The sequence below is a fragment of the Azohydromonas lata NBRC 102462 genome (assembly GCF_001571085.1).
GTDB lineage: Bacteria > Pseudomonadota > Gammaproteobacteria > Burkholderiales > Burkholderiaceae_C > Azohydromonas > Azohydromonas lata.
The window spans coordinates 1-25,993 of the sequence record NZ_BCTC01000040.1; the positions used below are offsets into that span (position 1 = coordinate 1).

General features: G+C 69.8%; 23 protein-coding genes. 8 read left to right on the plus strand and 15 right to left on the minus strand.

Going from position 1 to position 25,993, the window contains the following annotated elements; genetic code table 11:
- Window positions 1-103 precede the first annotated feature (103 nt).
- The 4 genes from pqqB to pqqE are packed head-to-tail and all read left to right on the plus strand — an operon-like array spanning window position 104 to window position 3,268.
- Window positions 104-1,024 carry a pyrroloquinoline quinone biosynthesis protein PqqB gene (gene pqqB, locus ALA01S_RS15065; protein ID WP_066337753.1) on the plus strand — a complete coding sequence of 307 codons (921 nt, stop codon included), beginning with the start codon at window positions 104-106 and terminating at the stop codon, window positions 1,022-1,024.
- Window positions 1,025-1,065: 41 nt separating this feature from the next.
- Entirely contained in the window at window positions 1,066-1,815 is a 750-nt protein-coding gene (pqqC, locus tag ALA01S_RS15070; protein ID WP_066337754.1) for a pyrroloquinoline-quinone synthase PqqC, read from the plus strand.
- On the plus strand, window positions 1,812-2,096 hold the full coding sequence (gene pqqD / locus ALA01S_RS15075) for a pyrroloquinoline quinone biosynthesis peptide chaperone PqqD (protein ID WP_066337756.1): 285 nt from the start codon (window positions 1,812-1,814) through the stop codon (window positions 2,094-2,096). Before pqqC ends, pqqD begins: the two co-directional genes overlap by 4 nt.
- Window positions 2,096-3,268, plus strand: coding sequence for a pyrroloquinoline quinone biosynthesis protein PqqE (gene pqqE, locus ALA01S_RS15080; RefSeq protein ID WP_066337758.1), 1,173 nt, complete (start codon window positions 2,096-2,098; stop codon window positions 3,266-3,268). Before pqqD ends, pqqE begins: the two co-directional genes overlap by 1 nt.
- A 73-nt stretch (window positions 3,269-3,341) precedes the next feature.
- Here pqqE and ALA01S_RS15085 read toward each other — a convergent pair whose 3' ends face one another.
- From ALA01S_RS15085 to ALA01S_RS15100, 4 genes are read right to left on the minus strand one after another with little or no spacing between them, the layout of a single operon-like run.
- The gene (locus ALA01S_RS15085; RefSeq protein WP_084267594.1) at window positions 3,342-4,340 is read right to left on the minus strand and encodes a S49 family peptidase; all 999 of its coding nucleotides are present in this window, start codon (window positions 4,338-4,340) and stop codon (window positions 3,342-3,344) included.
- Window positions 4,341-4,389: 49 nt separating this feature from the next.
- Window positions 4,390-4,809, minus strand: coding sequence for a Rieske (2Fe-2S) protein (locus tag ALA01S_RS15090; protein ID WP_084267595.1), 420 nt, complete (start codon window positions 4,807-4,809; stop codon window positions 4,390-4,392).
- Entirely contained in the window at window positions 4,802-5,464 is a 663-nt protein-coding gene (locus ALA01S_RS15095; protein ID WP_066337760.1) for an HAD family hydrolase, read from the minus strand. Before ALA01S_RS15095 ends, ALA01S_RS15090 begins: the two co-directional genes overlap by 8 nt.
- A 21-nt stretch (window positions 5,465-5,485) precedes the next feature.
- On the minus strand, window positions 5,486-6,547 hold the full coding sequence (locus ALA01S_RS15100; RefSeq protein ID WP_084267596.1) for an RluA family pseudouridine synthase: 1,062 nt from the start codon (window positions 6,545-6,547) through the stop codon (window positions 5,486-5,488).
- 550 nt (window positions 6,548-7,097) lie between these two features.
- On the opposite strand from ALA01S_RS15100, the gene ALA01S_RS15105 reads away from it, so the two are divergent.
- The 3 genes from ALA01S_RS15105 to ALA01S_RS15115 all read left to right on the plus strand — a co-directional run bounded on the left by ALA01S_RS15105 (window position 7,098) and on the right by ALA01S_RS15115 (window position 12,440).
- Window positions 7,098-10,451, plus strand: coding sequence for an Rne/Rng family ribonuclease (locus ALA01S_RS15105; protein ID WP_066337764.1), 3,354 nt, complete (start codon window positions 7,098-7,100; stop codon window positions 10,449-10,451).
- Between the two features lie 259 nt (window positions 10,452-10,710).
- On the plus strand, window positions 10,711-10,977 hold the full coding sequence (locus ALA01S_RS15110; RefSeq protein ID WP_066337765.1) for a PAAR domain-containing protein: 267 nt from the start codon (window positions 10,711-10,713) through the stop codon (window positions 10,975-10,977).
- Window positions 10,978-11,009: 32 nt separating this feature from the next.
- Window positions 11,010-12,440, plus strand: coding sequence for a hypothetical protein (locus ALA01S_RS15115; RefSeq protein WP_066337767.1), 1,431 nt, complete (start codon window positions 11,010-11,012; stop codon window positions 12,438-12,440).
- A 190-nt stretch (window positions 12,441-12,630) separates the two neighbouring features.
- Here the strand turns inward: ALA01S_RS15115 and ALA01S_RS33050 are convergent, their stop codons facing one another.
- The 3 genes from ALA01S_RS33050 to ALA01S_RS15120 are packed head-to-tail and all read right to left on the minus strand — an operon-like array spanning window position 12,631 to window position 16,981.
- Window positions 12,631-13,155: a hypothetical protein gene (locus tag ALA01S_RS33050; RefSeq protein WP_157119029.1), complete on the minus strand. Its 525-nt coding sequence runs from the start codon at window positions 13,153-13,155 to the stop codon at window positions 12,631-12,633.
- Window positions 13,148-14,170: a hypothetical protein gene (locus ALA01S_RS33055; protein WP_157119030.1), complete on the minus strand. Its 1,023-nt coding sequence runs from the start codon at window positions 14,168-14,170 to the stop codon at window positions 13,148-13,150. Before ALA01S_RS33055 ends, ALA01S_RS33050 begins: the two co-directional genes overlap by 8 nt.
- Window positions 14,171-14,185: 15 nt before the next feature.
- Complete coding sequence (locus tag ALA01S_RS15120) at window positions 14,186-16,981, minus strand: type VI secretion system Vgr family protein (RefSeq protein WP_066337768.1); 2,796 nt, start codon at window positions 16,979-16,981, stop codon at window positions 14,186-14,188.
- 475 nt (window positions 16,982-17,456) lie between these two features.
- Between ALA01S_RS15120 and tssF the strand changes: the two genes are divergently transcribed.
- Entirely contained in the window at window positions 17,457-19,391 is a 1,935-nt protein-coding gene (gene tssF / locus ALA01S_RS15125; protein ID WP_066337769.1) for a type VI secretion system baseplate subunit TssF, read from the plus strand.
- A gap of 135 nt (window positions 19,392-19,526) precedes the next feature.
- Here the strand turns inward: tssF and nagZ are convergent, their stop codons facing one another.
- The 8 genes from nagZ to lepB form a co-directional block, all read right to left on the minus strand.
- Entirely contained in the window at window positions 19,527-20,591 is a 1,065-nt protein-coding gene (nagZ, locus tag ALA01S_RS15130) for a beta-N-acetylhexosaminidase (RefSeq protein WP_066337770.1), read from the minus strand.
- Window positions 20,588-21,010 carry a holo-ACP synthase gene (acpS, locus tag ALA01S_RS15135; protein ID WP_066337771.1) on the minus strand — a complete coding sequence of 141 codons (423 nt, stop codon included), beginning with the start codon at window positions 21,008-21,010 and terminating at the stop codon, window positions 20,588-20,590. The genes nagZ and acpS overlap by 4 nt, the downstream gene beginning before the upstream one ends.
- Window positions 21,007-21,804, minus strand: a complete 798-nt coding sequence (locus tag ALA01S_RS15140; RefSeq protein WP_066337773.1) for a pyridoxine 5'-phosphate synthase — start codon at window positions 21,802-21,804, stop codon at window positions 21,007-21,009. The genes acpS and ALA01S_RS15140 overlap by 4 nt, the downstream gene beginning before the upstream one ends.
- Window positions 21,805-21,842: 38 nt before the next feature.
- Entirely contained in the window at window positions 21,843-22,613 is a 771-nt protein-coding gene (gene recO / locus ALA01S_RS15145) for a DNA repair protein RecO (RefSeq protein WP_066337774.1), read from the minus strand.
- Window positions 22,610-23,536, minus strand: coding sequence for a GTPase Era (gene era / locus ALA01S_RS15150; protein WP_066337825.1), 927 nt, complete (start codon window positions 23,534-23,536; stop codon window positions 22,610-22,612). Before era ends, recO begins: the two co-directional genes overlap by 4 nt.
- A gap of 300 nt (window positions 23,537-23,836) precedes the next feature.
- A complete protein-coding gene (rnc, locus tag ALA01S_RS15155) occupies window positions 23,837-24,541 on the minus strand; it encodes a ribonuclease III (protein ID WP_066337775.1) in 705 nt (234 codons plus the stop codon).
- 31 nt (window positions 24,542-24,572) lie between these two features.
- Window positions 24,573-25,031, minus strand: coding sequence for a DUF4845 domain-containing protein (locus tag ALA01S_RS15160; protein WP_066337777.1), 459 nt, complete (start codon window positions 25,029-25,031; stop codon window positions 24,573-24,575).
- Window positions 25,028-25,993, minus strand: coding sequence for a signal peptidase I (gene lepB / locus ALA01S_RS15165; protein ID WP_066337783.1), 966 nt, complete (start codon window positions 25,991-25,993; stop codon window positions 25,028-25,030). Before lepB ends, ALA01S_RS15160 begins: the two co-directional genes overlap by 4 nt.

Below are 25,993 nucleotides of genomic sequence, written 5' to 3' on the forward strand. Positions count from 1 at the left end.
CGGGGCGGCACGGTGCAAGCCGTGCCGCCCCGCCCACATCCGCCAGGCGCTTTTCTTGCCGCCGCGGATGCCAGGCTCACCAGACAGACGAACACGGGACGCCATGCGCATCACCATCCTGGGCTCCGCCGCCGGCGGCGGCTTTCCGCAGTGGAACTGCAACTGCCGCAACTGCGCCGGGGTGCGCGCCGGCACCGTGCGGGCCAAGCCGCGCACGCAGTCTTCCATCTTCATCCAGCCGGACGCCGGCGGCGACGGGCTGCTGCTCAACGCCTCGCCGGACGTGCTGCAGCAGATCAAGGCCACGCCCGCGCTGCAGCCGGGCCGCGCGCTGCGCGACACGGCCATCGCCGCCGTGCTGCTGATCGACGGCCAGATCGACCACTCCACGGGCCTGTTCATGCTGCGCGAGCGCAACGGCAAGCTGCCGCTGTGGTGCACCGACGCCGTGGCCCAGGACCTCACCACCGGCAACCCCATCCTGCGCGTGCTGGAGCACTACTGCGGGGTGGACCGCCGCTGCCTCCAGCCCGACGGCACGCCGTTTGAAATTCCAGGCCTGGCGCCGCTGGTGTTCCGCGCCATTGCGCTGTCCAGCAAGGCCGCGCCTTACTCGCCGCACCGCGACGCGCCGGAGCCGGGCGACAACATCGGCCTGTCCGTCACCGACCCGCGCAGCGGCAAGACCCTGTTCTACGCGCCGGGCCTGGGCGAGATCGACGGCCCCGTGTTCGCCGCCATGCAGGCCGCCGACGCCGTGATGGTGGACGGCACCTTCTGGACCAACGACGAGATGCAGCGCATGGGCTTGAGCCGCAAGACGGCCCACGACATCGGCCACCTGGCGCAAAGCGGCGCCGGCGGCATGGTGGAGTGGCTGGACAAGCTGCCGGCAAACACGCAGCGCTTCCTCATCCACATCAACAACACCAATCCCATCCTCGACGAGGACTCGGCCGAGCGCGCCGAGCTCACCCGCGCCGGTATCACCGTGTGCGAGGACGGCATGGCCCTGGACCTTTAAGCAGCAGTACCCGACACACACGACAACAACGGAGACTTCCCATGCGCGCCGACATCCTCTACCACACCGCCCCCGCTGCCGACGGCCGCCCCGCCTGGAGCCGCGAGGAGTTCGAAACCAAGCTGCGCGAGCGTGGCCGCAGCTATCACATCCACCATCCGTTCAACGTCATGCTCAACACGGGCAAGGCGACGCCGGAGCAGGTGCGCGCCTGGGTGGCCAACCGCTACTACTACCAGATCGCGATTCCGGTGAAGGACGCCAACGTCATGGCCAACTGCCCGCACCGCGACGTGCGCCGCGGCTGGGTGCAGCGCATCCTGGACCACGACGGGTTCGAGATCGGCGGCATCAAGGACCCGGGCGGCATCGAGGCCTGGCTGCGCCTGGGTGAGGCCGTGGGCCTCAAGCGCGAGGAGATCGAGGACCTGCGCCACGTCATCCCGGCGCTGCGCTTCGCGGTGGACGCCTACATCAATTTCGCGCGCAAGGCGCCGTGGCAGGAGGCGGTGTGCTCGTCGCTGACCGAGCTGTTCGCCCCCGAGATCCACAAGCAGCGCCTGGCCACCTGGCCGGAGCACTACACCTGGATAGAGCCGGAAGGCCTGACCTACTTCCGCAACCGCGTCAGCCAGGCGCGGCGCGACGTGGAGCAGGGCCTGGCCGTCACGCTGGACCACTTCAACACCCGCGCGCTGCAGGAGCGGGCGCTGGAGATCCTGCAGTTCAAGCTGGACATCCTGTGGGCCATGAACGACGCCATGGCGCAGCGCTACGGGGTCAACGCATGAACGCGGCGCCGCAACTCGACAGCAGCCCGCGCATCAGCCGGGGCTTCCGGCTGCAGTGGGAGGAGGTGCAGCAGTGCTTCGTCCTGCTCTACCCGGAAGGCATGGTCAAGCTCAACCAGAGCGGCGGCGAGATCCTGAAGCGTTGTGACGGCACGCGCAGCGTGAAGCAGATCGTCGCGGAGTTGGAGCAGGCCTTCAACACGCAGGGGCTGCAGGGCGACGTGGTCGCCTTCATGGACATCGCCGGCAAGCAGCGCTGGCTGGAGTGGGAGGCGGCCTGATGAACGCCTCTCCCCTGCCCGCCACCAGCGCGGCGCTGGCCGCCGCGCGCCCGGGGCCGCCGCTGTGGCTGCTGGCGGAAGTGACCTACCGCTGCCCGCTGCACTGCGTGTTTTGCTACAACCCGGTCGATTTCGCGCAGCACGAGCAGGAGCTTTCCACCGCCGATTGGGTGCGCGTGCTGCGCGAGGGCCGCGAGCTCGGCGCCGTGCAGTGCGGCTTCTCCGGCGGCGAGCCGCTGCTGCGCGACGACCTGGAAGAGCTCATCGCCGAGGCCCACCGCCTGGGCTACTACACCAACCTGCTGACCTCCGGCGTGGGCCTGACGCCGCAGCGCGCCCAAGCGCTCAAGGCCGCGGGGCTGGACCACGTGCAGCTCTCGTTCCAGGACTCGACCAAGGAAGTCAACGACTTCCTCTCGCACACCAAGACCTTCGACTTGAAGCGCCGCGTCGCCGCGCTGATCAAGGAACAGGGCTGGCCCATGGTCATGAACGTGGTGCTGCACCGGCTCAACATCGACCACATCGACCCCATCATCGCCCTGGCGGACGAGTTGGGTGCCGAGTACGTCGAGCTGGCCAACTCGCAGTACTACTCCTGGGCCTTCATCAACCGCGAGCAGCTCTTGCCCACGCGCGAGCAGCTCAAGCGCGCCGAGGCCGTGACCGACGCCTGGCGCGTGAAGCTGGGCGACAGGATGAAGCTGTTCTTCGTGTCGCCCGACTACCACGAGGGCAAGGCCAAGAAGTGCGTCAACGGGTGGGGGAGCATGTTCATCACCGTCACGCCCGACGGCGACGTGCTGCCCTGCCACACGGCCAAGATGCTGCCCGGCCTGACCTTCCCCAACGTGCGCGACAGCTCGCTGCGCTCGGCCTGGTTCGACTCCGACGGCTTCAACCGCTACCGCGGCACGGGCTGGATGAAGGAGCCCTGCGCGAGCTGCGAGCACAAGGAGCAGGACTTGGGCGGCTGTCGCTGCCAGGCCTACCTGCTGGCCCAGGACGCCGCCGCCGCCGACCCCGTGTGCCCCAAGAGCCCCCACCACCACCTGGTGCAGGAGGCGGTGCAGCGCGTGGAAGACGGCGTGGCGGCGCCGGTGCGGGCGCAGCCGCTGGTATTCCGCGACCCGGGCAATTCGCGGCGGCTGAGTGAGGCGCTGAAGGGCTGAAAGCCAAGCGCTGAAAAAGGAAATGCCCGCTGACGCGGGCATTTCCTTTTGGGGAGCCGGTATCGCGGCGCCGTCAGCGCAGGTGCACCGACGACTGCAGCGCGTGCACCGCGCCGGCGCCCACCGCTGCGCCGAAGCGCTTGGCCAGGCGCTCGGCCACGTTTTCCTTGGGCGTGTAGTCGATCACTTCCTCGGCCTTGACCACCTCGCGTGCCACCATGTCCAGGTTGCCGAAGCTGTCGGCCAGGCCCTGGGCCACGGCGTCCTCGCCGTTCCAGAAGAGGCCGGAGAAGGTCTGCGGCGTTTCCTTCAGGCGCTTGCCGCGGCCTTCCTTGACCACCGCGATGAACTGCTGGTGGATCTGGTCGATCATGGCCTGCGCAAAGGCGCGCTGCTGCGGGTTCTGCGGCGAGAACGGGTCCAGCATGCCCTTGTTCTCACCGGCGGTGAGCAGCCGGCGCTCGATGCCCAGCTTGTCCATCAGCCCGTTGAAGCCGAAGCCGTCCATCAGCACGCCGATCGACCCGACCAGGCTGGCCTTGTCCACGTAGATCTCGTCCGCGGCCACGGCGATGTAGTAGGCGCCGGAGGCGCACATCTCTTCCACCACGGCGTAGACCGGCTTCTTGTGCAGCGCCTTCAGGCGGCGGATCTCGTCGTTGATGATCCCCGCTTGCACCGGCGAGCCGCCGGGGCTGTTGATGCGCAGCACCACGGCCTGCGCGCCGCGGTCTTCGAAGGCCGTGCGCAGCGCGGCGACGATGTCCTCGGCGTTGGCCTCGGTGTCGGCGGCGATCTCGCCGCGCACTTCTATCAGCGCGGTGTGCGGGCCGGTGGGCGCGGCGACGTGGGTACGCTGCACCAGCAGCGCCCAAGCCACGGCCAGGAACAGGCCCAGCCAGGCCAGGCGGAAGAAGATGCGCCAGCGCCTGTCGCTGCGGCGCTCGCGGACGAACTCCCGCGCCACCTGCTCCATCACGGCTTCGTAACTGGCGCGCGGCGCCGCGGCGGCGTCACGTTTGGGCGTGGGCATGGCCTCCGGCGCATCGCCGGGCCGGGCTTCGTCGTTCATGGCGGGGAGCTTTCAGCGGAGTGGTTTTGCCAGCGGTGCCGGCCGGAGATCAGCCGGCGCGGTCCACCGGTCGAATGTCGGCGCAAGGATACCAATACACCTCGCCACCCTTTTCCTCCACATGCAAGGGCTTGAGACGGCCCCGTCCGCACGGTCCCCAGGCGCAGCGCCCCGTGGCCGGCTCGTAGGCCGCGCCGTGTATGGAGCAGAGGATCCACTGCCGCTGCGCGTCCAGGAACTCGCCGGGCTGCCAGTCCATCTCCACCGGCACGTGGGCGCAGCGGTTGACGTAGGCCACCACCGCGCCGTCGAAGCGCAGCGCGAAGGCCGTGGCCGCCTGGCCCCACAGCAACACGTCGAACACCAGCGCCTTGCCCTTCTCCGCCAGGTCGGCGCCGGCGCACAGGCGCCGCGGCTCGGCGGGCGGCGATGACGGCGGCGCGGGCCGGGGCGGCGGCGCCTCAGGCATGGCCCAGCAGCCAGTCGCTGAGCTCGGCCGTGGAATGCAGCACCGCCAGCGGGCCGTAGGCCTCGAAAGCCTCGGGCTCGTGCGCGCCGTAGCTCACGGCCAGGCTGGGCGTGCCGGCGTTCAGGGCCAACTGCAGGTCGTGGGTGGTGTCGCCGATCATGAGCGTGCGCTGCGGCTCCGCGCCGAACTCGCGCATCAGCTCCAGCAGCATGCGCGGGTCGGGCTTGGAGGCCGTCTCGTCCGCGGTGCGGGTGCCGTCGAACAGGCCCGCGAGCTGCGAATGCGCCAGCGCCTCGTCCAGCCCCCGCCGGGCCTTGCCGGTGGCCACGGCCAGCCAGTGGTGGCGGGATTTCAAGGCTTGCAGCATCTCCAGCGAGCCTTCGAAGAGGCTCAGCTCATGCTGGCGGGCGAAGTAATGCTGGCGATAGCGCTGCGCCAGCTCCGGGTAGCGCGAGGCGTGCAGCCCGGGGACGGCGTGGCGCAGCGCGTCCTGCAGCCCCAGTCCGATGACGTAGGTGGCGGCCTCGTTGCTGGGCACGGTCACGCCCAAATCGGCGCACGCATCCTGGATGCAGCGGACGATGAGCGCCGTGGAGTCGAACAGCGTGCCGTCCCAGTCGAAGACGATCAGATCAAAGCGTCGTGGCAGGTTCATGGCGTTGCCTTCAAGCAGGGATCAGGCCACCGGGGCCGGTGCAGCCGTCCCCGCGCGGCCGGCCAGCGGTTTCAGATGCTCCAGCAGTTGCGCGCACTCCGCGGGCAGCGGCGCCTGCAGCTCGATGCGCTCGCCGCTGGCCGGGTGGTCGAAGGCCAGGCGCCGCGCGTGCAGGAACATGCGCTCGAAGCGCACGCCCGCCACCCGCTCGCCCCGCGCCAGGGCGCGGTTGAGGGCGAAGTCGCCGTACTTGTCGTCCCCGGCAATCGGACAGCCCTCGTTGGCCAGGTGCACGCGGATCTGGTGCGTGCGCCCGGTCTTGATGGTCACGTCCAGCAAAGTAAAACCGTCGTAGCGCTGGGCGATGCGCACCAGCGAGATGGAGCGGCGGCCGTCGGCGTGGTCGGCCGCCACGGCGCGCACGCGGCGCTCGCCGCCGGCGTCCAGGTATTTATGGAGCGCCACGTCGATGACCTTGCGGTTCTCCGGCCAGGGCCCCGTCACCAGCGCCGCGTAGGTCTTGCCGGTGTCGCGGGCGCGGAACTGGTCCTGCAGCGAGGTGAGCGCGCTTCTCTTCTTGGCGATGAGCAGCAGCCCCGAGGTTTCCTTGTCCAGCCGGTGCACCAGCTCCAGGAATTTCGCTTGCGGCCGCGCCTGGCGCAGTTGCTCGATGACGCCGAAGCTCACGCCCGACCCGCCGTGCACCGCCACGCCGGCGGGCTTGTCGATGACGAGCAGGTGCTCGTCCTCGAACAGCAAGGGGAATTCGCGGGCCGGCACCGGCGGCGCCTCGGTGGGCGCGGGCAGCCGCACGGGCGGCACGCGGACCTCGTCGCCGATTTCCAGTCGCGTGTCGGCGCTGGCGCGGCCCTTGTTGATGCGAACTTCCCCTGAGCGGATGACCCGGTAGACGTGCGTTTTAGGCACGCCCTTGAGCACGCGAAGCAAGAAATTGTCCAGGCGCTGGCCCTGCGAACCCTCGTCCACCGTGAGGCGCTGCACGGATGGTGCGGGCGCGACGGATGAGGTCTTGACAGACGGCTTCGCCGCGGCGGAATTGCCGCCTATAATGCGTCGGCCCATGTGTGTTGTAAGTGCTTGATTTTTCAGAGTTTACCGGCACTGCAACATGCACCGGCAGCGCGCAAGCGCAAAACCCGGTGATGCAACGCGGTCGCCCCGGCGGCGAGCCCGGTCCCCAAGTGACCCGGCAGCCGGCCCGGCGCAGCGGAAGAGACACCGTAGAAGAAGCCCCCCTGTTGCAGGGAACGAACAAGGTTTTCGGGGCCGAGAAGGTCGAAACGGCCAGCTCGCCCCACAGCGTCCAGTGACCGTGCGCATGTCGTCGCCGTCTTCCCAAAAACTGCCCACCCAGCGACCCCGGTTCTCCGGCGCGGTCGCCGTCGGCGTGCCTGTCGCCTGCGGCGACGGGCCTCGGAGGAGCGACTTCGGAGCCTGTTTTCTCTGTGCCGCGTGCAGCCCCGCTGCCGTGCCAGGCGAAGGCCTCACGGCAGCCCCGGGCGATTCCTGACCGACGCTTCTTCCACGACTCTCGTGCATCGGACAGCCGCCTGTGGGAGACACGGGCGGCAGCTGAGAGAAGCGGCCGCCCAGAACGGCCGCAGGAGTGCACATGAAGCGCATGCTGATCAATGCCACGCAGCCCGAAGAGCGGCGGCTGGCGATTGTCGACGGCCAAAAGCTGCTTGACTTCGAAACCGAAATCGAAGGACGCGAGCAGCGCAAGGGCAACATCTACAAGGCCGTCGTCACCCGCGTCGAACCTTCGCTGGAAGCCTGTTTCGTCGACTACGGCGAGGACCGCCACGGCTTCCTGCCTTTCAAGGAAATCTCGCGCCAGTACTTCAGGGAAGGCGCCGAGGTCAAGAACGCGAGGATCAGCGACGTCATCCGCGAGGGCCAGGAGCTGCTGGTCCAGGTGGAAAAGGAGGAGCGCGGCAACAAGGGCGCGGCGCTGACCACCTTCATCAGCCTGGCCGGGCGCTACCTGGTGCTCATGCCCAACAACCCGCGCGGCGGCGGCGTGAGCCGGCGCATCGAGGGCGAGGACCGCGAAGAGCTCAAGGAGGCGATGGACCAGCTCGAATACCCCAAGGGTATGAGCCTGATCGCCCGCACCGCCGGCATCGGCCGCTCCGCGGGCGAGCTGCAGTGGGACCTCAACTACATGCTCAAGCTGTGGAGCGCCGTGGACGGCGCCGCGCAGTCGAGCAAGGGCGCCTTCCTGATCTACCAGGAAAGCTCGCTGGTCATCCGCGCCATCCGCGACTACTTCACCGTGGACGTCGGCGAGATCCTGATCGACACCGACGACATCTTCGAGCAGGCCCAGCAGTTCATGAACCACGTGATGCCCGAGCTGGCACCGCGTGTGAAGCGCTACCGTGACGATGCGCCGCTGTTCAGCCGCTTCCAGATCGAGCACCAGATCGAGACGGCCTTCGCCCGCACGGTGAACCTGCCCTCCGGCGGCGCCATCGTCATCGACCACACCGAGGCGCTGGTGTCCATCGACGTCAACTCCGCCCGCGCCACGCGCGGCGGCGACATCGAGGAGACCGCCAGCCGCACCAACCTCGAAGCCGCCGACGAGATCGCGCGCCAGATGCGGCTGCGCGACCTGGGCGGCCTGATCGTGGTGGACTTCATCGACATGGAGGAGTCCAAGAACCGCCGCGAGGTCGAACAGCGCCTGCGCGACGCGCTGCGCCAGGACCGCGCCCGCGTGCAGTTCAGCTCCATCTCCAAGTTCGGCCTGCTGGAGCTCTCGCGCCAGCGCCTGCGCCCGGCCCTCTCCGAAGGCAGCCACATCACCTGCCCGCGCTGCAACGGCACCGGCCACATCCGCGACACCGAATCGTCGGCGCTGCAGATCCTGCGCATGGTTCAGGAAGAGTCCATGAAGGACAACACCGCCGCCGTGCACGTGCAGGTGCCGGTGGAGGTGACGAGCTTCCTGCTCAACGAGAAGCGCACCGAGATCACCAAGATCGAGCTCAAGCAGCGCGTGACCGTGCTGCTGGTGCCCAACAAGCACCTGGAGACGCCCAACTACAAGCTGGAGCGGCTGCGCCACGACGACCCGCGGCTGGAGAACCTGCAGGCCAGCTACACCATGATCGAGGAGCTTGACGACGAGGTCGGGATCACGCGCCGCGAGAAGACCAAGCCCAAGCAGGAGCCGGTGATCAAGGGCATCCTGCCCGACACCTCCGCGCCCATCGCCCCGCCCAAGCCGGCCCCGACGCCCGCCCCGGTGGCGGCGCCCGCGCCTGAGCCCGTGGCGGCCCCGGCGCCGGCCCCGATCGGTGGCGGCTTCTTCAGCTGGGTCAAGCGCCTGTTCGGCGTGGACAACGGCCAGCCCGCCGCCGTGGCCGCCCCGGCCGCCGCGCCGGCCGTGGCCACCGCCCAGGACGGCTACCCCTTCCCCGGCGAAGCCCGCGACAGCCGCCGCCGCGAACGCGGTGAGCGTGGCGAACGCGGCGGCGAGCGCGGTGAACGCAGCGGCGGCCGCCGCGACGGTGGCCGTGACGCTGGCCGTGGTGGCCGCGGCGACGAGCGCCGCAACGGCAGCGACGTGCGCGAAGCCCGCGGCGGCGAGCGCACCGAGCGTGCTGACCGTGGCGAGCGCAGCGAGCGCGCCGAGCGTCCGGAACGCGCCGAGCGCCCCGAGCGCAGCAGCCGCCGCCAGGAAGCCTTCGACGCCAACGGCTACGACGAGCGCAGCGAGCGCCCGCAGCGCGGCGACCGTGCCGAGCGCGCTGACCGTGCCGACCGTGCAGAGCGTGGTGACCGCGCCGAGCGTGGCGAGCGCGTGGAGCGTGCCGAGCGCCCGGAACGCGCCGAGCGTCCTGAGCGCGTCGAGCGTGCGGAACGCGGTGACCGTGCCGAGCGCGCTGACCGTGGCGAGCGCGTGGAGCGTGCCGAGCGGCCGGAACGTGCCGAGCGCACCGAGCAACGCGAAGACCGTGGCGACCGCGCCGAGCGTGGCGACCGTGCGGACCGTGGCGAAGGCCGCCGCCCCCCGCGCCCTGAGCCCGTGCGTCCGGCGCCCCTGGCCGAGGACCCGCTGGCCGTCGCGGCCGAGCTGAGCTCGGCCGAGGCGGGTGCCGCCGAGTTCGCGCCGCCGGCCGAGGAGCTGGACTACGACGCGCAGGCCGAGCAGGCCCGCCGCCGTCGCCGCCGCCGCGGTGGCCGCGACCGTGACGAGCTGCGCGCCGATGGCGAAGCCGGCCCCGAGACGGTCACGCCCGCCGAGGCTGCCGTCGAAATCGCCGCCGCCCAAGGCGCCGAGGTGATGGGCGACACGGCCGTGGCCGCCGCCCCCGTGGCCGAGCCCGCGCCGCAAGCCGCTGCCCCGGAAGCTGCCGAGTCGGAAGCTGCGCCGCAAGCCACGGCTGAAGCCGCTTCGGAGACGGTCGCCGCTGCGGAAACGCCGGAAGCCGTGGCCGAGGAAGCCGGCGATGCCGCTGAGCCGCGCCGCCGCCGCCGCAGCCCGCGCCGCGAGCGCGAGCCGGCCGTGGAGGCGCTGGAAGCCGCCGCCGTGGCCGAGGGTGGCGTGTCCGCCCGCGCCGACTTGGGCGAAGCCGCCGTGGCCGCCGCGCAGCAGGAAGCCGAGGCCGCGTCCGCCGAGCCGCACGTGGACGGCGTGCCGCTGGCGTCCGCCGCCGAAGTGCTGGCCCCGCTGGCCGACGCCGTGGTGGAAACCGTGCCGGCCGTGCCCGCCTTCGAGCTGCCGTTGGGTGACCTGCAGTCCCTGGCCGAATCCGCCGGCCTGCAGTGGGTGCACTCCGACGCCGACAAGGTGCGCGCGGTGCAGGAGGCCATGGCCGCCGAACCCAAGCCCGTGCACGTGCCGCGCGAAATCAAGCCCGTGGTGCTGCTGGACGAAGGCCCGCTGGTGCTCGTGGAAACGCGCAAGGACCTCACGCAGGTGAAACTGCCCTTCGAGCTGGAAGCGCAGTGACGCGCCGCCCGGCCGCTTGGGCCGGGTGAAGCGTCAAAAGGGCTTTCAAGCCCACAAGGAAAGAGCGCCGCGAGGCGCTCTTTTCGTTGGGGGCAGGTGTTCGCATCCCGGCAGCCAAGGCGCTCCGCCCCCTGTTGCGTCATCCCCGCCCGCCGGCCTTACCTCCAGGTCACCCCTCCCTCCGGCCCACCCCTCATAGCCTTCGGAAACAATTTGAATCACTCTTGAGCCCATCCCCACTCCCGAGAGGAGCACCCCGATGGCCAAGCCTTTCATCGTCCTGGGCGACAAGACCTCCCACGGCGGCACCGTCATCTCCGGCTCGCCCAGCACCGACAGCCACGGCAAGCCGATCGCACGCGTGGGCGACCAGGCCACCTGCCCGTGCAGGCACCACGGCGGCGTGAGCCCCATCGTCTCCGGCGACGCAAGCTGCCTGCTCGACGGCCGCCCCGCCGCCCGCCACGGCGACCGCACCGCCTGCGGCGCCACGCTGATCGCCTCGCAGAGCACCACGCTGGACTGACGGCCCCCGCCACCGCGCCGCCTGCCCGCCTCATGCGCTCCCTGCTGAAACACCTCCTCCTGCTGGCCGCCCTCGGCCTGGCGACTTGGGCCGTCGTCCTGGGCACCTGGTACGCGCAGCGCCGCGTGGTCGGCCTGGACGACGTGCTGCAGTACCTCCTCGTTCTCCCGCTGCTGCTGTTTGCCGGCGTGCTCGTCCTGCGCAAATGGCCCCTGGACAAAACCGCCACGCCCCCGGCCCCCTCGGCAGATGGCAAGGCCGCCGCTGACACCGCCGACGCCGTCCCGTCCGCCGGCACCGGCGCCGATGCAGCCCTGCCGCTGCTTGCCGCCTGGGTCCACACCCCTGCCGGCGCCGACGTCTCCACATTGCTGGCCGCCCTGGCCGAAGGCCAGCCCCGCCCGCGGCCGGACCCGCTGCTGCGCGACCAGGACGGCCTGCCCATGCTCACCGCCCGCATCGCGGCGCTGGACCTCGCCGCCGTGCAGGCCGACTGGCCCGCCCAGGACGCGCCACCGCCGTCCCCCGCCGCGCTGCGCGCCTTGGCTGCCCTCTCGCCGCTGCTGGACCAGGCGGCCCAGGCGCTGGCCGACGCCTCGCCGTCGGACATGACCGGCCCAGCGCCCACGCTGCACGTGCTGGCCCACTGGCCCGCCGAGTGGAGCGAGGCCCAGGCGCAGGCGGCCCAAACCTGGCTGGCGCAGCGCCTGTCCACGCTCGCCCCGGCCGGCTTGGCGGGGGCCGCCGACCTGCGGCCGTTGCGCGGCGGTGGCGCACTGCTGGAACAGGCGCAAACCCGCCTCACGGCGCTGCGCCGCGCCGGCCGCGACGCCCGCCTGCTGCTGCTGGCCTGCCACAGCGACCTGGACGACGAGGCCCTGCAGCGACTGGAGCGCGAAGGCCGCCTGTACGCCCTGCCCCTCCGCCCGCGCGGCCTGATGCCGGGCGAAGCCGCCGCCGCGCTGCTGCTATCCACCCGCGCGGACGACGCCCCAGCCCCGCCGTCCGACGACGCCACCAGCGCTCTCGCCCCCGTGCATCTGCGCGCCTTGCGCTTCCAACCCTGCCCTCCGGCGGATCACGCCCGCCGCCCCCTGGACGCCGCGGCGCCACTGCAGGTGCTGCTGGACGGCGCCCTGCGCGCCTGCGGCATGGACGCCGCCGCCCTGGCCTGCCTGAGCACCGACGCGGACCAGCATGGCGACGCCGCCACGGCGCTGTACGCCCTGGCGCAATCCGCGCTGCCGCACCTGGACCCCATGGACGACCTCCACCTGGCCGGCACCTGCTGCGGCCACACCGGCGCCGTGGCGCCGCTGCTGGCGCTGGCCGCAGCCTGGGGGCGATGCGCGGTGAGCGGCACGCCGGCCGCGGCACTGTCTCTCACCGGTGACGAATACCGCATGGCGGCCATCCTCGCGCCGGACGCTTCGGCGCTGTCCGCCCAAAACCGCGCCGCCTGAATCGGCGCGAATTGGGAAAGGGCCCATTACTTTTTTCCACCAACGTCCATCAGCCGGGCCGGCGCTGGAAACAATATCCGGCCCTGGAATCCCGGCCCAATTTCATCCAATATGCCGACCTTTCCTCATTTGGAATGTCGGCGCTTTTTTCATGCCGGCAAATCTCCACCCGCGACCACATCAATATCGCTTATGGTCGCCGCACAAATCGACCTTTCACAATCTTGTACCGATGCTGCATCGGAGCATCTACGCCAGGATTGGTCAATGGCGGAGTACTCCAGAATTCAATCCAATCGTCATGCATTTCAATAAATGACAGCGGCTCCACCGGCACTTCCATGGCCTGATTCGTCAACAGCACACCCTTCTCACAACTATTGATCTCCAATTTATCAAGCAACGCCAACCTGGCATTCTGATATCGAATCAGCATCAATACATCCTCCGTGCCGGCACCGCAACGACTCAAGGGCAACGAATGACTGGGCTTGCTTACATAGGCCACATATAACTCCGGCGAATGCACCGCCCCATTCAATATCGTCACATCCCCCCCCTTAACCGCTTCTCCAAGCTTCCGATCCAATCTTTTACTTTCAACAACGACACCGTCAATGTGGAATTCTCCTTTTTTCCAAAATATTCCCTGCGCCAGGCAGGCTGACTCAAACATCGACAAGGCAACCACGCCTATCAATATCTTCTTACTCATCAGCATTGCGCAAATGATCTGCATAGCAGATCCCAGAGTACTGCCAGCGATGCTCATCGTCCTGCCCCTTTTTTCCCAGCCTGTAAACATCCTTGTCGCGATCACGCAAATCAGCCTCTGTTTTCCCAGAATTTTCTGGATCAACCATATTCCAGCCAATATTGCCAGTAGAGGAATCACACAAGATATTCACACGCAGCACCCATTTATTTGCTTTCACATCCCAACCGTAATAACCACCACCATTCCACCTGGCATAGGTTTCATTTATCAGCATCTCTTCAGAATAAGGCAGGTGCGCATCAAGCATTTTCTTTGCTCTCTGCCGGCATGCAGCATATAAACTGATACCCGCCTTTATGTTTTCCTTCCAATTCCACACCTGATGGTAACTCGGAGCCGGATTTGTAAGCTGCGCCAAGCCATAACCGTTGTCAAAAGCAACCACAGGCTCTCCATCAATATCAAGAAAATGCTTAGCTTTTGTTTCTTGTTCAATTATTTTTTCGTAGCCACTAGAATCAGAAAAAGATGATAGATATGCCAATATCTCACTTTTCTCTGGATTTTTGCCACATATATGCACACTGCGCTTGTATTGATTTCCATCCACAACAATCTGAACAGTCAGAACTCCACCCAATACATCGCCATTCAAATCAAGCCTCCATTTCGGCTTGTCTGTAGTTGTTTTGCCGGATAACTTAAATGTTTTCAACAAAACACCTCTAGGAAGTTTTTCACGCAAACCACTGACCTTGGCACCCCACTGCATGCTCCATTCCCAAACAAAGGGGCCAGCAGCATCACAATCAATTTGAAATATTACTTCAGGCAAAGCTGGCGCCACACTGAGAAAGAACTTCTCACCTGCTTGCGGCGAAATCCATTTGCCAACATCTTCAAGAACCACCACCTTCACCAACGAGCCTTTCTTGTCATTGGTTTTTCCAGCGCTCTTTTTAGATGACGCCAGCTTACTCTTGCTTGCCGATTTACTCTCAGATGCAGACATATGAAGCCTCTCGATTTATTGGCCACTCAATATCTCCATAAACAACTCAACCGATTCAACCGTGTAGATCCGCTTGGTCATTCCTTGCTCGTCGGTGAGCCCTTCCCAGGTTTGACCATTGGAGCCAACAAGGCGATATCGCTGTCCTGCAATTGGTCGGTCGTTTTCGTCAACCAGCCGAAACTGCTCGTCATATCCCCCTGCATCCCAAGCACAAGCAGGTGGAAGGCATGGCAGGAGCGCGGGTGAAGAAGCTGCCCCCAAAAACTCATGCACCGCCCCCCGCACCGTCACCGTCCCCGGTGTGGCGAGCTCGATGTCGGCCCCGTCCAGCGTCAAGGCCGAATCGCCGCCCACCAGACGCACGCGGCGTTGGGCGCAGCTGCGGATCTCGTCGCCCGTGCTCACCACCGTCACAGGGCCGTCGGCCAGCAGCCGCAAGGCGTCCGCGTGGGCGCGCAGCGTCAGCGGGCCGTGCGCGGCGCGCGCCGTCACGCCGCCCTGGTGCGCGTACACGCCGGCCATGCCGCCACAGGCCGTGCAGACGCTGCCCGCGGCGCTGAATTGCGCGTCCCCTTGCGCCAGCCAAGTGAAGGCTTCGCCGGCATGAGCGTGCACGGAGGTGCTGCCGGCCAGCAGCACGGCGCCGGCACTGTCCAGCAGCGCCAGCGGCTCATTCAAGGCCGGCACGGGTTGCGTGCCTGGGCTGCGTCCGTCGCCCCCGGGCTGCAGCGCCGGCTGGCCGTTGACGCGTGCCGGGTGACGCCCAAAGCGCGTCGGGTCCAGCGCGTCCAGGAGGCGGGACAGCGGTGCCTGGCCGTCCGCCGCCGTCTCCAGCCCCGGCGCTCGCACGGCGCGCGCGGCCGCACCCAGGCGCTGCGCCAGCTCCAGCGCGGCACGGAGTTGGGACAGGCCCTCGGCCGCGTCCATCTGCGTGCCCTGGGCACTGCCATAGCGGCCCGGCCGTGCCTGCGTGCTCAGCAGCAGGCCGGCGCCGGCGCGCACGCTGCCCCAGCCTCGTGTGATGCCCTCGAAGCCGCTGCCGCGCCAAGCACCGCGCCACGCACTGGAGGCGCCTTGCTGGATCAGGTGCCCAAGCCCCCACTCGCTGCGCGCCGCGCTCGCGTGCAGCCGCATGCGCAACTGGCCGCGGCTGTCGTCCAGCACCCACTGGTTGAAGCCCTCACCCGCCACCGCCCGCGTGTGCACGCCGGACAGCGCCCCGCCGTGGTTCGCGCCGCTGTGTTGCCCTGCGGCAAAGGGTGGCGCGTCGGCGCCGTGATACAGCCCGCCGGCCACCAGCGGGCGGTCCAGGTCGCCGCTTTCGAACACCACGCCGACCTCCGCGCCCACGCGCGGCACGGCCACCGAACCCCACCCGGCCCCCGCCGCGGGGCCGAGCACGCGCAGCCAGGCACCGCAGCGCTCGTCGCCCGGGGCATGGCAAGGCGCGCCCTGGGGCGGTGAGTCCACCGATGCACCGTCCAAGGCGCCGGCCGTCCCGTGCGGCAGCCCGCCCGCGTTGGGCGCGCTGCCGCGCTGGAAGTGGAACTGCGCCTTCACCCGGTGGTCGCGGTCGCTCAGCAGCGCGCCGCTCCCGCCGTGCCGGCCCACCACGCGCGCGGCCAGCGCCGCGGGCGCCGCGCGGCGGCCCACGGCCGGCGGCACCAGCGCCGTGCCGGCGGCCACGGCTTCAAAACGGTTGCGGTAGCCGCCCTCCACTACCGGTTCATGCAGCGCCCGCGCCAGCTCAAGGCCCAGGTTGTTAGCGGCGCGGTGTTCCACGGCCAGCACCGTGAAGCCGTCGGCTTGGGCGCGGCCCAGGGCAGCGGGCAGGGATTCGTCCAGCAGCGTGAAGCGGCACCCAGGCTCCAGGCGGCGCACGCCGGAAAGCCCAATGAACCGCTCGCTCTGGAGCGCCAGCGCCTCCAGGGCCTGCGCGGCGGCGCGGTCGGCACCGTCCGCGTCGGCCCAGGGCGCGGCGTGTGAATCGCCATCCCAGCGCCACAGCGTGGGCAGCGCGCCGACGGCCGGGGCAGACCGCCGCGCGGCAGCCACGCCCGCGAGCTGCGCCGCGTCCCAGCGGCCCAGCGCCACGGCGTTGGCCGCGGCTCGGCGCGTGAAGGCGAAATCCGTCACCGGGTCTTCCAGGCCGGGCCGAAAGGCGGTGGGGTGTTGGGCGGCCCAGGGCAACGCGCCCAAGTCCGTCCCCAAGCCGGCGGCGCCCGCCATCAGCAGCTCATGCGCGGTGGCGCCCTGCCCGTCCGCCACCTGCGCGATGCGCCAGTGCAGTCCCTCGGACGCCAGCAGCCGGGTGACGAAATGGAAGTCGCTCTCGCGGTACTGCGTGCAGTGGGCGCGGGCAGCCAGGGGCGGCACGCCCACCACGCGCCAGCGCGCGCCGGGACAGGCGCCGAACACGTCGGCGACGATGGCCAGCACGTCGCGCTGCACGTAGACGCGGCTGTCCTGCCGCAGCGCCAGCGCATCCACCCAGCTGCCCAGCCCCAGGCGCCAGCGCATGAGGCGACCCACGGCGCCCGCGCACGCCGCCGTGCGGACGATGCCGTTCCACGTGCGCCGGCTCCCATCGGCCAGCTTCAACGCCAGGGTGAGCGGCTGCCCAAGCAGGCTCGCGGGACCGTTGGGCGCGGGCAGCGCCAGCACGTCCAGCTCGGCACTGAAACCCTGGTTCACCGCCTCGCGCAGCGTGGCGCGCACGGGCACCCAACGCGCAGCGGCGGGCAGCGACGGCGCCTGCAGGCGCAGCAGCCGCGTCTCGTCGCGCGGCAGGTTGAGCAGGCTGGCCATGTCGGGCTCAGCGCGGCGCGGGCGTCAGGCCGCCGCCTGGAATATCGGCACCGGAAAATATCAATACCGGACTGGAATTCAGGAAATCGCGCTGAAACTCGCGCGCACGACGGTATGCGGCCATGCTTCCCCCCGGGGAATCAATTGATCTTGGATATGTGCTCCGGCACCGCATACTGCTTTTGAAACTGCCCGCCCTGCCGGCCGAAAATACGCCGCTCATCATCGACGGCTGATCTGCCGCAGGCGTCCAGGCGCCGTACAGGGGCCAAGTTACGGGCGGCGCACGGGGCGCGCCATGGGTGATACCCCTCATTGGAGGGGGCGGCGACGGGGGTGAAATTCCATGCCTCCACCGCCGCTTCCGCGGCCCACGGAACCGGAAAACAAATTGCGCCGGGAATACCGCGCAAAGGGTTTACTGGGCCGAGGGTCTTTCACAGTGGGCGCTTTCACAGGCCTGGGGGAAACCGCCATGCATGAATTGCTGCCGCATTACGAACGCGAGTTGGCGCTGCTGCAGCAGCAGGCCGAGGAATTCGCGCAGCGCCATCCGCACATCGCCGGGCGGCTGTCGGCCAGCGGCGAGCTGCTGCAGGACCCGCAGGTGCAACACCTGCTGCAGTCCTTCGCGCTGCTGGCTGCGCGCGTGCATGCCCGGCTGGACGACGACGTGCCGGAAATCACCCACCCGCTGCTGGAGCGGCTGGCGCCGCAGTGGCTGCGGCCCCTGCCCGGCTGCGCCATCGCGCGGCTGGACAACGACGTGGCCGGACGCGAAACCTCCATCGCCCAGCGGCTGCCCGCCGGCACGGCGCTGCACAGCCTGTCGGCCGGGCCGGGCGGCGTGTGCCGCTTCACCACCACGGCCGAGGCGCAAGTGCTGCCCGTGCGCGTGGCGTCGGCCGCCTTCACCACCACGCCCAACATGCCGCCGGGCTCGCCCGTGCCGCGGCACGCCTCGGCGCTGCTGTCGCTGCAGTTGGAGCTGACGTCGGCGACGGGGTGCTGGGGGACGCTGGGCGTGTCCACGCTGCGGCTGCACCTGGGGGGCGAGCCGCGGCGCGCGGCCGTGCTGCGCGAGGCGCTCACGCGCCGCGTGTCCGCCACGCTGGTGCAGGTGCAGCCGCATGGCCCCTGGCAACTCGACGCCTGCGCGCAGCCCCTGGCCGTGGGCTTGGCCGATGCCGAATCCCTCCTGGGCGCCAGGCCCGGCTGGCCCGCCGCGCAGCGGCTGCTGGCCGAGTGGTTCTGCTTCCCGGAGAAGTTCAACTTCCTGGACTTCCCGCTGCCCGTGGCGGCCTGGCGCAGCGAGCAGCGCACGCTGTGGCTGCACTTCGCGCTCACGGGGCTGCACGAGGGCGGCGAGGCGCTGCGGCGGCTGCGCGAGGTGTCGGCGGCCGACTTCCTGACCAACTGCGTACCGGTGGTCAACGCCTTTGAGGCCGCCGCCGAGGCGCATCCCCTGCCCGGCCACCCCAGCCGCTTCGCCTTGAGCCCCGCGGCGCAGCCGCCCGCGCTGGAGGTGCTGGCCGTCACCGGCGTGCGGCTGCAGGCGCGCAGCGCCGCGACGCGGGAGGGTGCCGCTGCTGCCGATGGCACCGCCGCGTCGTCCGCCGCCGGGAGCGACGGCGAGGGCTGGCCGCTGGAGCCCTGGTGCTCGCTGGGGCACGGCCTGGAGCCGGCCTGGACGCAGGAGGCGCGGCGGCTGCCCAGTGCCTGGCCCACGCCGGAAGGCGGGCTGTACTGGGTGGTACGGCGCGAGCCGGCCACGCCCGCCAACCCGGCCGGGCTGGTGGTGGAGGTGGTGGACGAGGCCGGCGCCGCCGTGGACCTGCCCGCGGCGGTGCTCAAGCTGTCGCTGCACGCCGGCAACGGCGGGCATGCCGGGCGTCTGGTGGCCGGCCAGGCCCGCGGCGAGCTGGCTTGCGCGGGCGGCGGCCACTGGGACGCCATACGGCTGCTGCGCGAACCCACGCCGGTGCGCCGCGCGGCCCTGGGCGGGGGCATGGCGTGGCGGCTGCTGTCGCTGCTCACGCCGCGGCCGCTCTCACCCTACGCGACGGGGCTGGAGGCGCTCAAGGACGCGCTGCGGCTGCTGGACCTCGCGTGCAGCCCGCGCACCGCGGAGCTGCTGGAGGGCCTCACCGCGCTGGACAGCCAGCCCGCCCAAGCCTGCATGGCCGACGCCTTCGGCCCCCGCATGCTGCGCGGCACGGCGCTGCGGCTGACGGTGCGGGAGGAGCACTTCACAGGCTGCGGCCTGCACCTGTTCGCGCAATTGCTCTCGCGCTGGTTCGCCCAATCCGCCCGCCGCGACAGCTTCATCCGGCTGCACCTCATCTCGGCGGACACGGGAGAGCTGCTGTTCAGTGGCCCGCCGCACAGCGGGGAGATGCCGCTGATCTGAGGCAAAGGCGTTTCGCTCCCTCTCCCGTCATGCCCGCGAAAGCGGGCATGACGAAGCAGTGAGCGAAGTCCCTTAGCTGACGCGATGACAAGTTCGGCATCGCTTTCCCCGGACAGCAGCGCGGCGCTCCCTCGCTCAGGGCAGGCGCTCCAGCGCCCGCTGGTACGTGGGCTGGTGCATCAGCTCGTCCCAGGGGAAAGGCGCGCCCTGCGGCAGCAGGGCCACGCGGCGGGCTTCGCTGTCGGGCTCGCCTTGCCATTGGCCACGCTCCAGGGCGGCTTGCAGGCCGTCCAGCAACTCGTCCACCGCGGCGCCGCCGTTGAGGGACTGGTTGCACAGCAGCACCAGATCGCAGCCGGCCGTCAGTGCCGCCACGGCCGCGTCGGTGTAGCCCACCACTTCGCCGTCCAGGCGCCGCGCGCCTTCCATGCTCAGGTCGTCGCTGAACACGGCGCCGGTGAAGCCGAGCCGGCCGCGCAGGATGTCCTGCAGCCACTTGGCCGAGAAGCCGGCCGGGCGCGCGTCCACCTTGGGATAGACCACGTGCGCCGGCATCACCGAGGCCAGGCAGGTGGACAGCCATTCATACGGCTTGGCGTCGTCGCCCAGGATGGCTTTCAGGGAGCGCTTGTCCACCGGCACGTCCACGTGCGAGTCGGCCTTGGTGAAGCCGTGCCCGGGGAAATGCTTGCCGCAGCTCTGCATGCCCGCCAGCAGCAGCCCGTGCATGAGGCTCTTGGCGAGGACGGTGGCCACGCGCGCGTCGCGGTGGAAGGCGCGGTTGCCGATGACGGCGCTTTGCGCGTGGTCCAGGTCCAGCACGGGGGTGAAGCTGAAGTCCACGCCGCAGGCGCGCAGCTCGGACGCCAGCACGTAGCCGGCGGCGGTGGCGGCGTCGGTGGCCGTCATGGCGTCCTTCATCCACAGCTCGCCCAGGCGGGCCATGGGCGCAAGGTGCGTGAAACCGTCGGTCTTGAAGCGCTGGACGCGGCCGCCTTCGTGGTCCACGCAGATCAGCACGTCGGGACGCAGGCTCTTGATCTCGGCCGTGAGCTCGGTGAGCTGGCGGCGGTTTTCCCAGTTGCGGGCGAACAGGATCAGGCCGCCGGTGAGCGGGTGCTGGAGACGGCGGCGGTCGGCGTCGTCCAGCGCCAGGCCGGCGATGTCGAGCACCACCGGGGCGTGCTGGTGTGCAGTCATGGGTGTTGCGGAATGGGCGGGGTGGTGGGTTGCGTTTCGACCACGACGAAGCTCACGGCGTAGTCGGTCTCGTCGCTCAAGGTCACGTGCGCCTGCCAGCCCCGGGACTGGAACCAGGCCGCCAGCGCGCCGTGGAGCTGGAGGTAGGGCTGGCCGCTGGCGTGGTTGAGGATTTCGCAGTCGCGCCAGCGCATGGGCATGTGCATGCCCAGGCCTATGGCCTTGGAAAAAGCTTCCTTGGCCGAGAAGCGGGTGGCCAGGTAGGCCACGCCGCGCGACTCGGCGCGCGCGCGGCGCGCGGCGAACACCTGCTGCTCGTTGGGCCCAAGCACGCGCTGCGGGAAACGGTCGCTCTTGCGGCCGAGCGTGGCGGCGATGCGCCGCACGTCGCAGACGTCGGTGCCTATGCCGACGATCATCGAGCCGGCACGGGGGCGAAGGCGCGCTGTATGCAGCGCTGGTAGTCGCGCACGGTCTCGGCGTAGCCCAGCTCCAGGGCGTCGGCGATGAGCGCGTGGCCTATGGAGACCTCGGCCACGCCCGGCACTTCGCGCAGGAAGCGGGTGAGGTTGTCGCGGTTCAGGTCGTGCCCGGCGTTGATGCCCAGGCCGGCGGCCAGCGCGGCCTCGGCGGCGCGGGCGTATTGGGCGAGCACGGCGTCCTCGTCGGCGGTGCCCCAGGCGCGGGCGTAGGCCTCGGTGTAGAGCTCCACGCGGTCGGCGCCGGCTTGGGCGGCGTAGGCCATGGCTTCAGGCACCGGGTCCATGAACAGGCTCACGCGCACGCCCAGCGCCTTGACGTGCCGGATCACGGGTTCCAGCCGCTCCAGGTCGGCCGGCAGGTTCCAGCCGTGGTCGGAGGTGAACTGCTCCACGTTGTCGGGGACGAAGGTGGCCTGGTGCGGCCGCACGGCCTCGATGAAGCCGACGAGGTTGTGGAAGGGGTTGCCCTCGATGTTGTATTCGATCTGCGGCCAGCCCTTGAGCAGCTCGGCCAGGGCGTGGACGTCCTCGCCGCGGATGTGGCGCTCGTCCGGCCGCGGGTGCACGGTGATGCCCTGGGCGCCGGACTGCAGCACCAGCTCGGCCGCGCGCGTGATGCTGGGAATGCCCAGGTGGCGCGTGTTGCGCAGCAGCGCGACCTTGTTGAGGTTGACCGACAGCGCGGTGCGCGCGTCGCGCGCGGAGGATTCGGGAGCCACCAGGGGATTCATGGCGCGAGGGGTCCTGCTGGGAGGAGGAGGAAGGCGCGTCAGGCCGCGTTGGGCGAGACGTCCGTGAGCCGCTGCAGGTCGCGCATCACCTCGCGGGTGCGCAGCAGCGGGGACCCGAGATGATAGTGAAGCAGCGCGCGCAACTGCCCGCGCAGCGGCTGCAGCTCGGTGAGGCAGGCGGCCTGCAGCGCGCCCAGGTTGCCGGCGTCCAGCGCGGCCTGCACGCCGGCCCAGGCCTGGCCGGAGAGCGCGGCGTCGGCGCCGGCAACGTCCACCAGGCCGGATTCGGCGCGCAGCGCGTAGCGCGCGCGCGGCTCGGTGGCCGTCAGGCGCAGCGTGACGTGGGCCAGGTCCGGCAGCAGGCCGATGGAGCGCAGCAGCAGCAGCTCGAAGGCGCGCAGCGCGGCCTGCGCGCGCAGCTCGTTGCCGCCGGAGAGCGCGGGCAGCGTGTCGGCGTAGGCGTCGAAGAGCGCGGGGTGGGCGTCGTGGCGGGCGAGCAGCTTCATGAGCAGCTCGTTGAGGTAGAAGCCCGAGAACAGCGCCTCGCCGCTGAGCATGGGCGCGCCGCCGGCCCACTCGGCGCCGCGCAGGAGCTGCACCTCGGCCTCGGCGCTGCGGCCCAAGTGGACGTTCAGGCGCTGGAAAGGCAGCAGCACAGGGCGCAGCTGCGAGTACGGGCGCTTGGCGCCCTTGGCGACCACGGCCACGCGGCCGTGCTCGCGGGTGAAGAGGTCCAGCACCAGGCTGGATTCGCTCCAGTCCCAGCGGTGCAGCACGTAGGCCGCCTGGGGCGGGGCTTTGCTCTTCACTCGTACCCGTAAGACCTCAGGTGCTCCTCGCTGTCGGCCCAACCGGAGCGCACCTTGACCCACAGCTCCAGGAAGACCTTGGCATCCATCAGCCGCTCCAGCTCCTGGCGCGCCTCGCTGCCGATGCGCTTGAGCACCTCGCCCTTGTCGCCGATGACCATGCCCTTGTGCGCATCGCGCTCCACGACGATGGTGGCGGCAATCCGCCGCAGCTTGCCCTCTTCCTCGAACTTGTCGATGACCACCGTGCAGCTGTAGGGCAGCTCGTCGCCGGTGAGGCGGAAGAGCTTCTCGCGGATGAGCTCGGCGGCCAGGAAGCGGTCGCTGCGGTCGGTGAGCGCGTCCTCCTCGTAGAACCAGGCCTGCTCCGGCAGGTAGGGTTTCACGATGTCCACGAGGCGCTTGACGTCGGCGTCCTTGCGGGCGGAGAGCGGGACGAACTCGGCGAAGTTGCGGCGCTCCTGCATGGACTTGAGCCAGGGCAGCATGTCGTTGCGGCGGTGCACGGCGTCGAGCTTGTTGGCGATGAGCAGCACGGGTTTGTCCTGCGGCAGCAGCGCCAGCACCTTGGCGTCGTCCAGGCCGAAGCGGCCGGCCTCCACCAGGAAGAGCACCACGTCCACGTCCGACAGCACGCCCTGCACGGTGCGGTTGAGGTTGCGGTTGAGCGCGGTGCTGTGCTTGGTCTGGAAGCCCGGCGTGTCCACGAACACGAACTGCGCGTCGCCCTCGGTGCGTATGCCGGTGATGCGGTGGCGCGTGGTCTGCGCCTTGCGCGAGGTGATGCTCACCTTCTGGCCCACCAGCGCGTTGAGCAGCGTGCTCTTGCCCACGTTGGGCCGGCCCACGATGGCCACCAGCCCGCAGCGCTGGCCGGCCACGCCGGTGGCGGCGGCGGACTTGCCGCCAAAGGCGGCGTCCAGGTCGACGGCGGGGCGCTCGTCGCCCTCTTCGTCCTCGTACGCCTCTTCGTCGTCGCCGTCCTCGCCGCCGAAGTCGGCGTGGGCCAGCGCGTCGTCGTCGTCCTCGGCGCCGGTGTCGGCGCCCTCCTCCACGGCGCCGCTGGCGTCGGGGTCGGCGGCCAGACGGGCGGCGTCGGCTTGGGCAGCCGCGGCGGGGGCGGCCGCGTCGGCGGACGGGGTGGAGGGCACGGCGGCGGCGGCGTCAGCGGGGGCCGCGGCGGTGGGGTCGGAGGCGTCGGGTTTGGAATTCACGGAAATGCTTCAGGAGCGCAGCGGGCCGCCGGGGCGGTCGCTGGACTTGAGGATGTCGAGCAGGCGCCGGGCGGCGTCCTGCTCGGCGGTACGGCGGGAGCGGCCTTCGCCGGGCTCGGCCAGGCCCAGGGCGGGCACGGCGCATTCGACCTCGAAGGTCTGGGCATGCGCCTGGCCGCGCGTGGCCACGATGCGGTAGACGGGCACGGCCAGGCGGCGCGCCTGCAGCCATTCCTGCAGCTCGGTCTTGGGGTCCTTGCTCCAGCCGTCCATCTCGGTGGAGGCGATGACCTCGCCGAAGAGGCGGCGCACCAGGGCCTGCGCGGGCTCGAAGCCGCCGTCCAGGAAGGCGGCGCCCAGGATGGCCTCCAGCGCGTCGGCCAGGATGGAGGGGCGCTGCGCGCCGCCGCCGCGGGCTTCGCCCTCGGACAGGCGCAGCACCTCCGGCAGGCCCAACTGCAGCGCCACGCGGTGCAGGCTGTCCTCGCGCACGAGGTGGGCGCGCACGCGGGTGAGGTCGCCCTCGTCCGAGCCGCTGAAGCGCTCGTACAGCAGCGCGGAGATGGTGATGCTCAGGACGGCATCGCCCAGGAATTCGAGCCGCTCGTTGTGGTCGGCGCCAAAGCTGCGGTGCGTGAGTGCGCGCTGCAGCAGCCGGGGCTGCGCGAAGCGGTAGCCCAGGCGTTGCTGCAGTGCATCGATTCGGTGGTCCATAGGCTTGAATGTGCGGGCAAGTGGCGCGCCTTCAACGCGAGCGGCCGTGGTACTTGATGAGCAGGTACACAGGGTGCACGAGCTCGATCTGCTTGTCGTAGGCAAAGCGGATGACGAGGTGGTCGCCGTCGCGCCGTATGTCCAGATCATCGCCGCGCAGCACGGAAATTTCCGGGTTGGCGGCGCGCTGCTTGTCAAAGTCGGCACGAATGTCGGCCGGATTGAGGCTGGTGCCCACCAGTTTCTCCACCGCGCGGCGCACCGCGTAGTACTGGTTCACCGAAGGCAGCACCCGCAGCGCCGCCAGCACCAGCGCGACCAGCAGCACGGCCCACAGCAGCAGCGTGATCAGCGACAGCCCGCGCTGCGGGCGAAGGCTGGGGGAAAAACTGCGGGAGAAGCTGCGGGGAAAAACGGACGGCCCCCTGGGGCGCGCGCCGCCCTGCCCGCGCCCCCAGGGCTGCGGTTGGGCGGCACGCGGCGGCTTCAATGGAAGGCGCCTATGCGGCTGAGGTTGCCGAAGTTCATCCACACGAAGAAGGCGCGGCCGACGATGTTCTCGTCCGGGACGAAGCCCCAGTAGCGGGAGTCCTGCGAGTTGTCGCGGTTGTCGCCCATCACGAAGTAGTGGCCGGCGGGCACCTTGCAGCTCACGCCTTCGGCGCTGTAGCGGCAGGCCGAGCTGTTGGGGAAGGCGTGGTTGCCGGGAATGAAGGCGGGGCGCTCGCGGTCGATGAGGATGCGGTGCTCCACCTCGCCGAGCTTCTCGCTGTACTGCTGCGCGTAGCGCAGGCTGTCTTCGTCGTAGAAGTCCGGCAGTTGCGAGGTGGGCACGGGCTGGCCGTTGATGGTGAGCTGCTTGTTGAGGTAGCTCACCTCGTCGCCGGGCAAGCCCACGACGCGCTTGATGTAGTCCACGCGCGGGTCCACGGGGTAGCGGAAGACGATGACGTCGCCGCGCGCGGGCTCGTGGTTGGAAACGACCTTCTTGTTGAGCACCGGCAGCCGCACGCCGTAGTGGTACTTGTTGACCAGGATGAGGTCGCCCACCAGCAGCGTCGGGATCATGGAGCCCGACGGGATCTTGAAGGGCTCGAACAGGAAGCTGCGCAGGAAGAAGACGGCGACGATGACGGGGAAGAGCCCGGCCGTCCAGTCCAGCCACCAAGGTTGCGCCAGCACCTTGCGGCGGGCCTCGGTGACGTCGCCGTCCACCTTCTCGATGCCCATCTTGGCCAGCTCGGCGCGGCGCGAGGCGTCCTGCGCCTCCAGCTGCGCCGCGGCGGCTTCGCGCGCCGGGCGGAAGCGCAGCCGCTCGGCCAGCCAGTAGACCATGGTCACCAGCGTGAGGATGAACAGCAGCAGGGCGAAGTTGCCCATCCAGTAGCCCATGAACCAGCCGCCGAGATAGACGATCAGGGCCCCATACAGAACCGCGGTAATAGAGCTCAT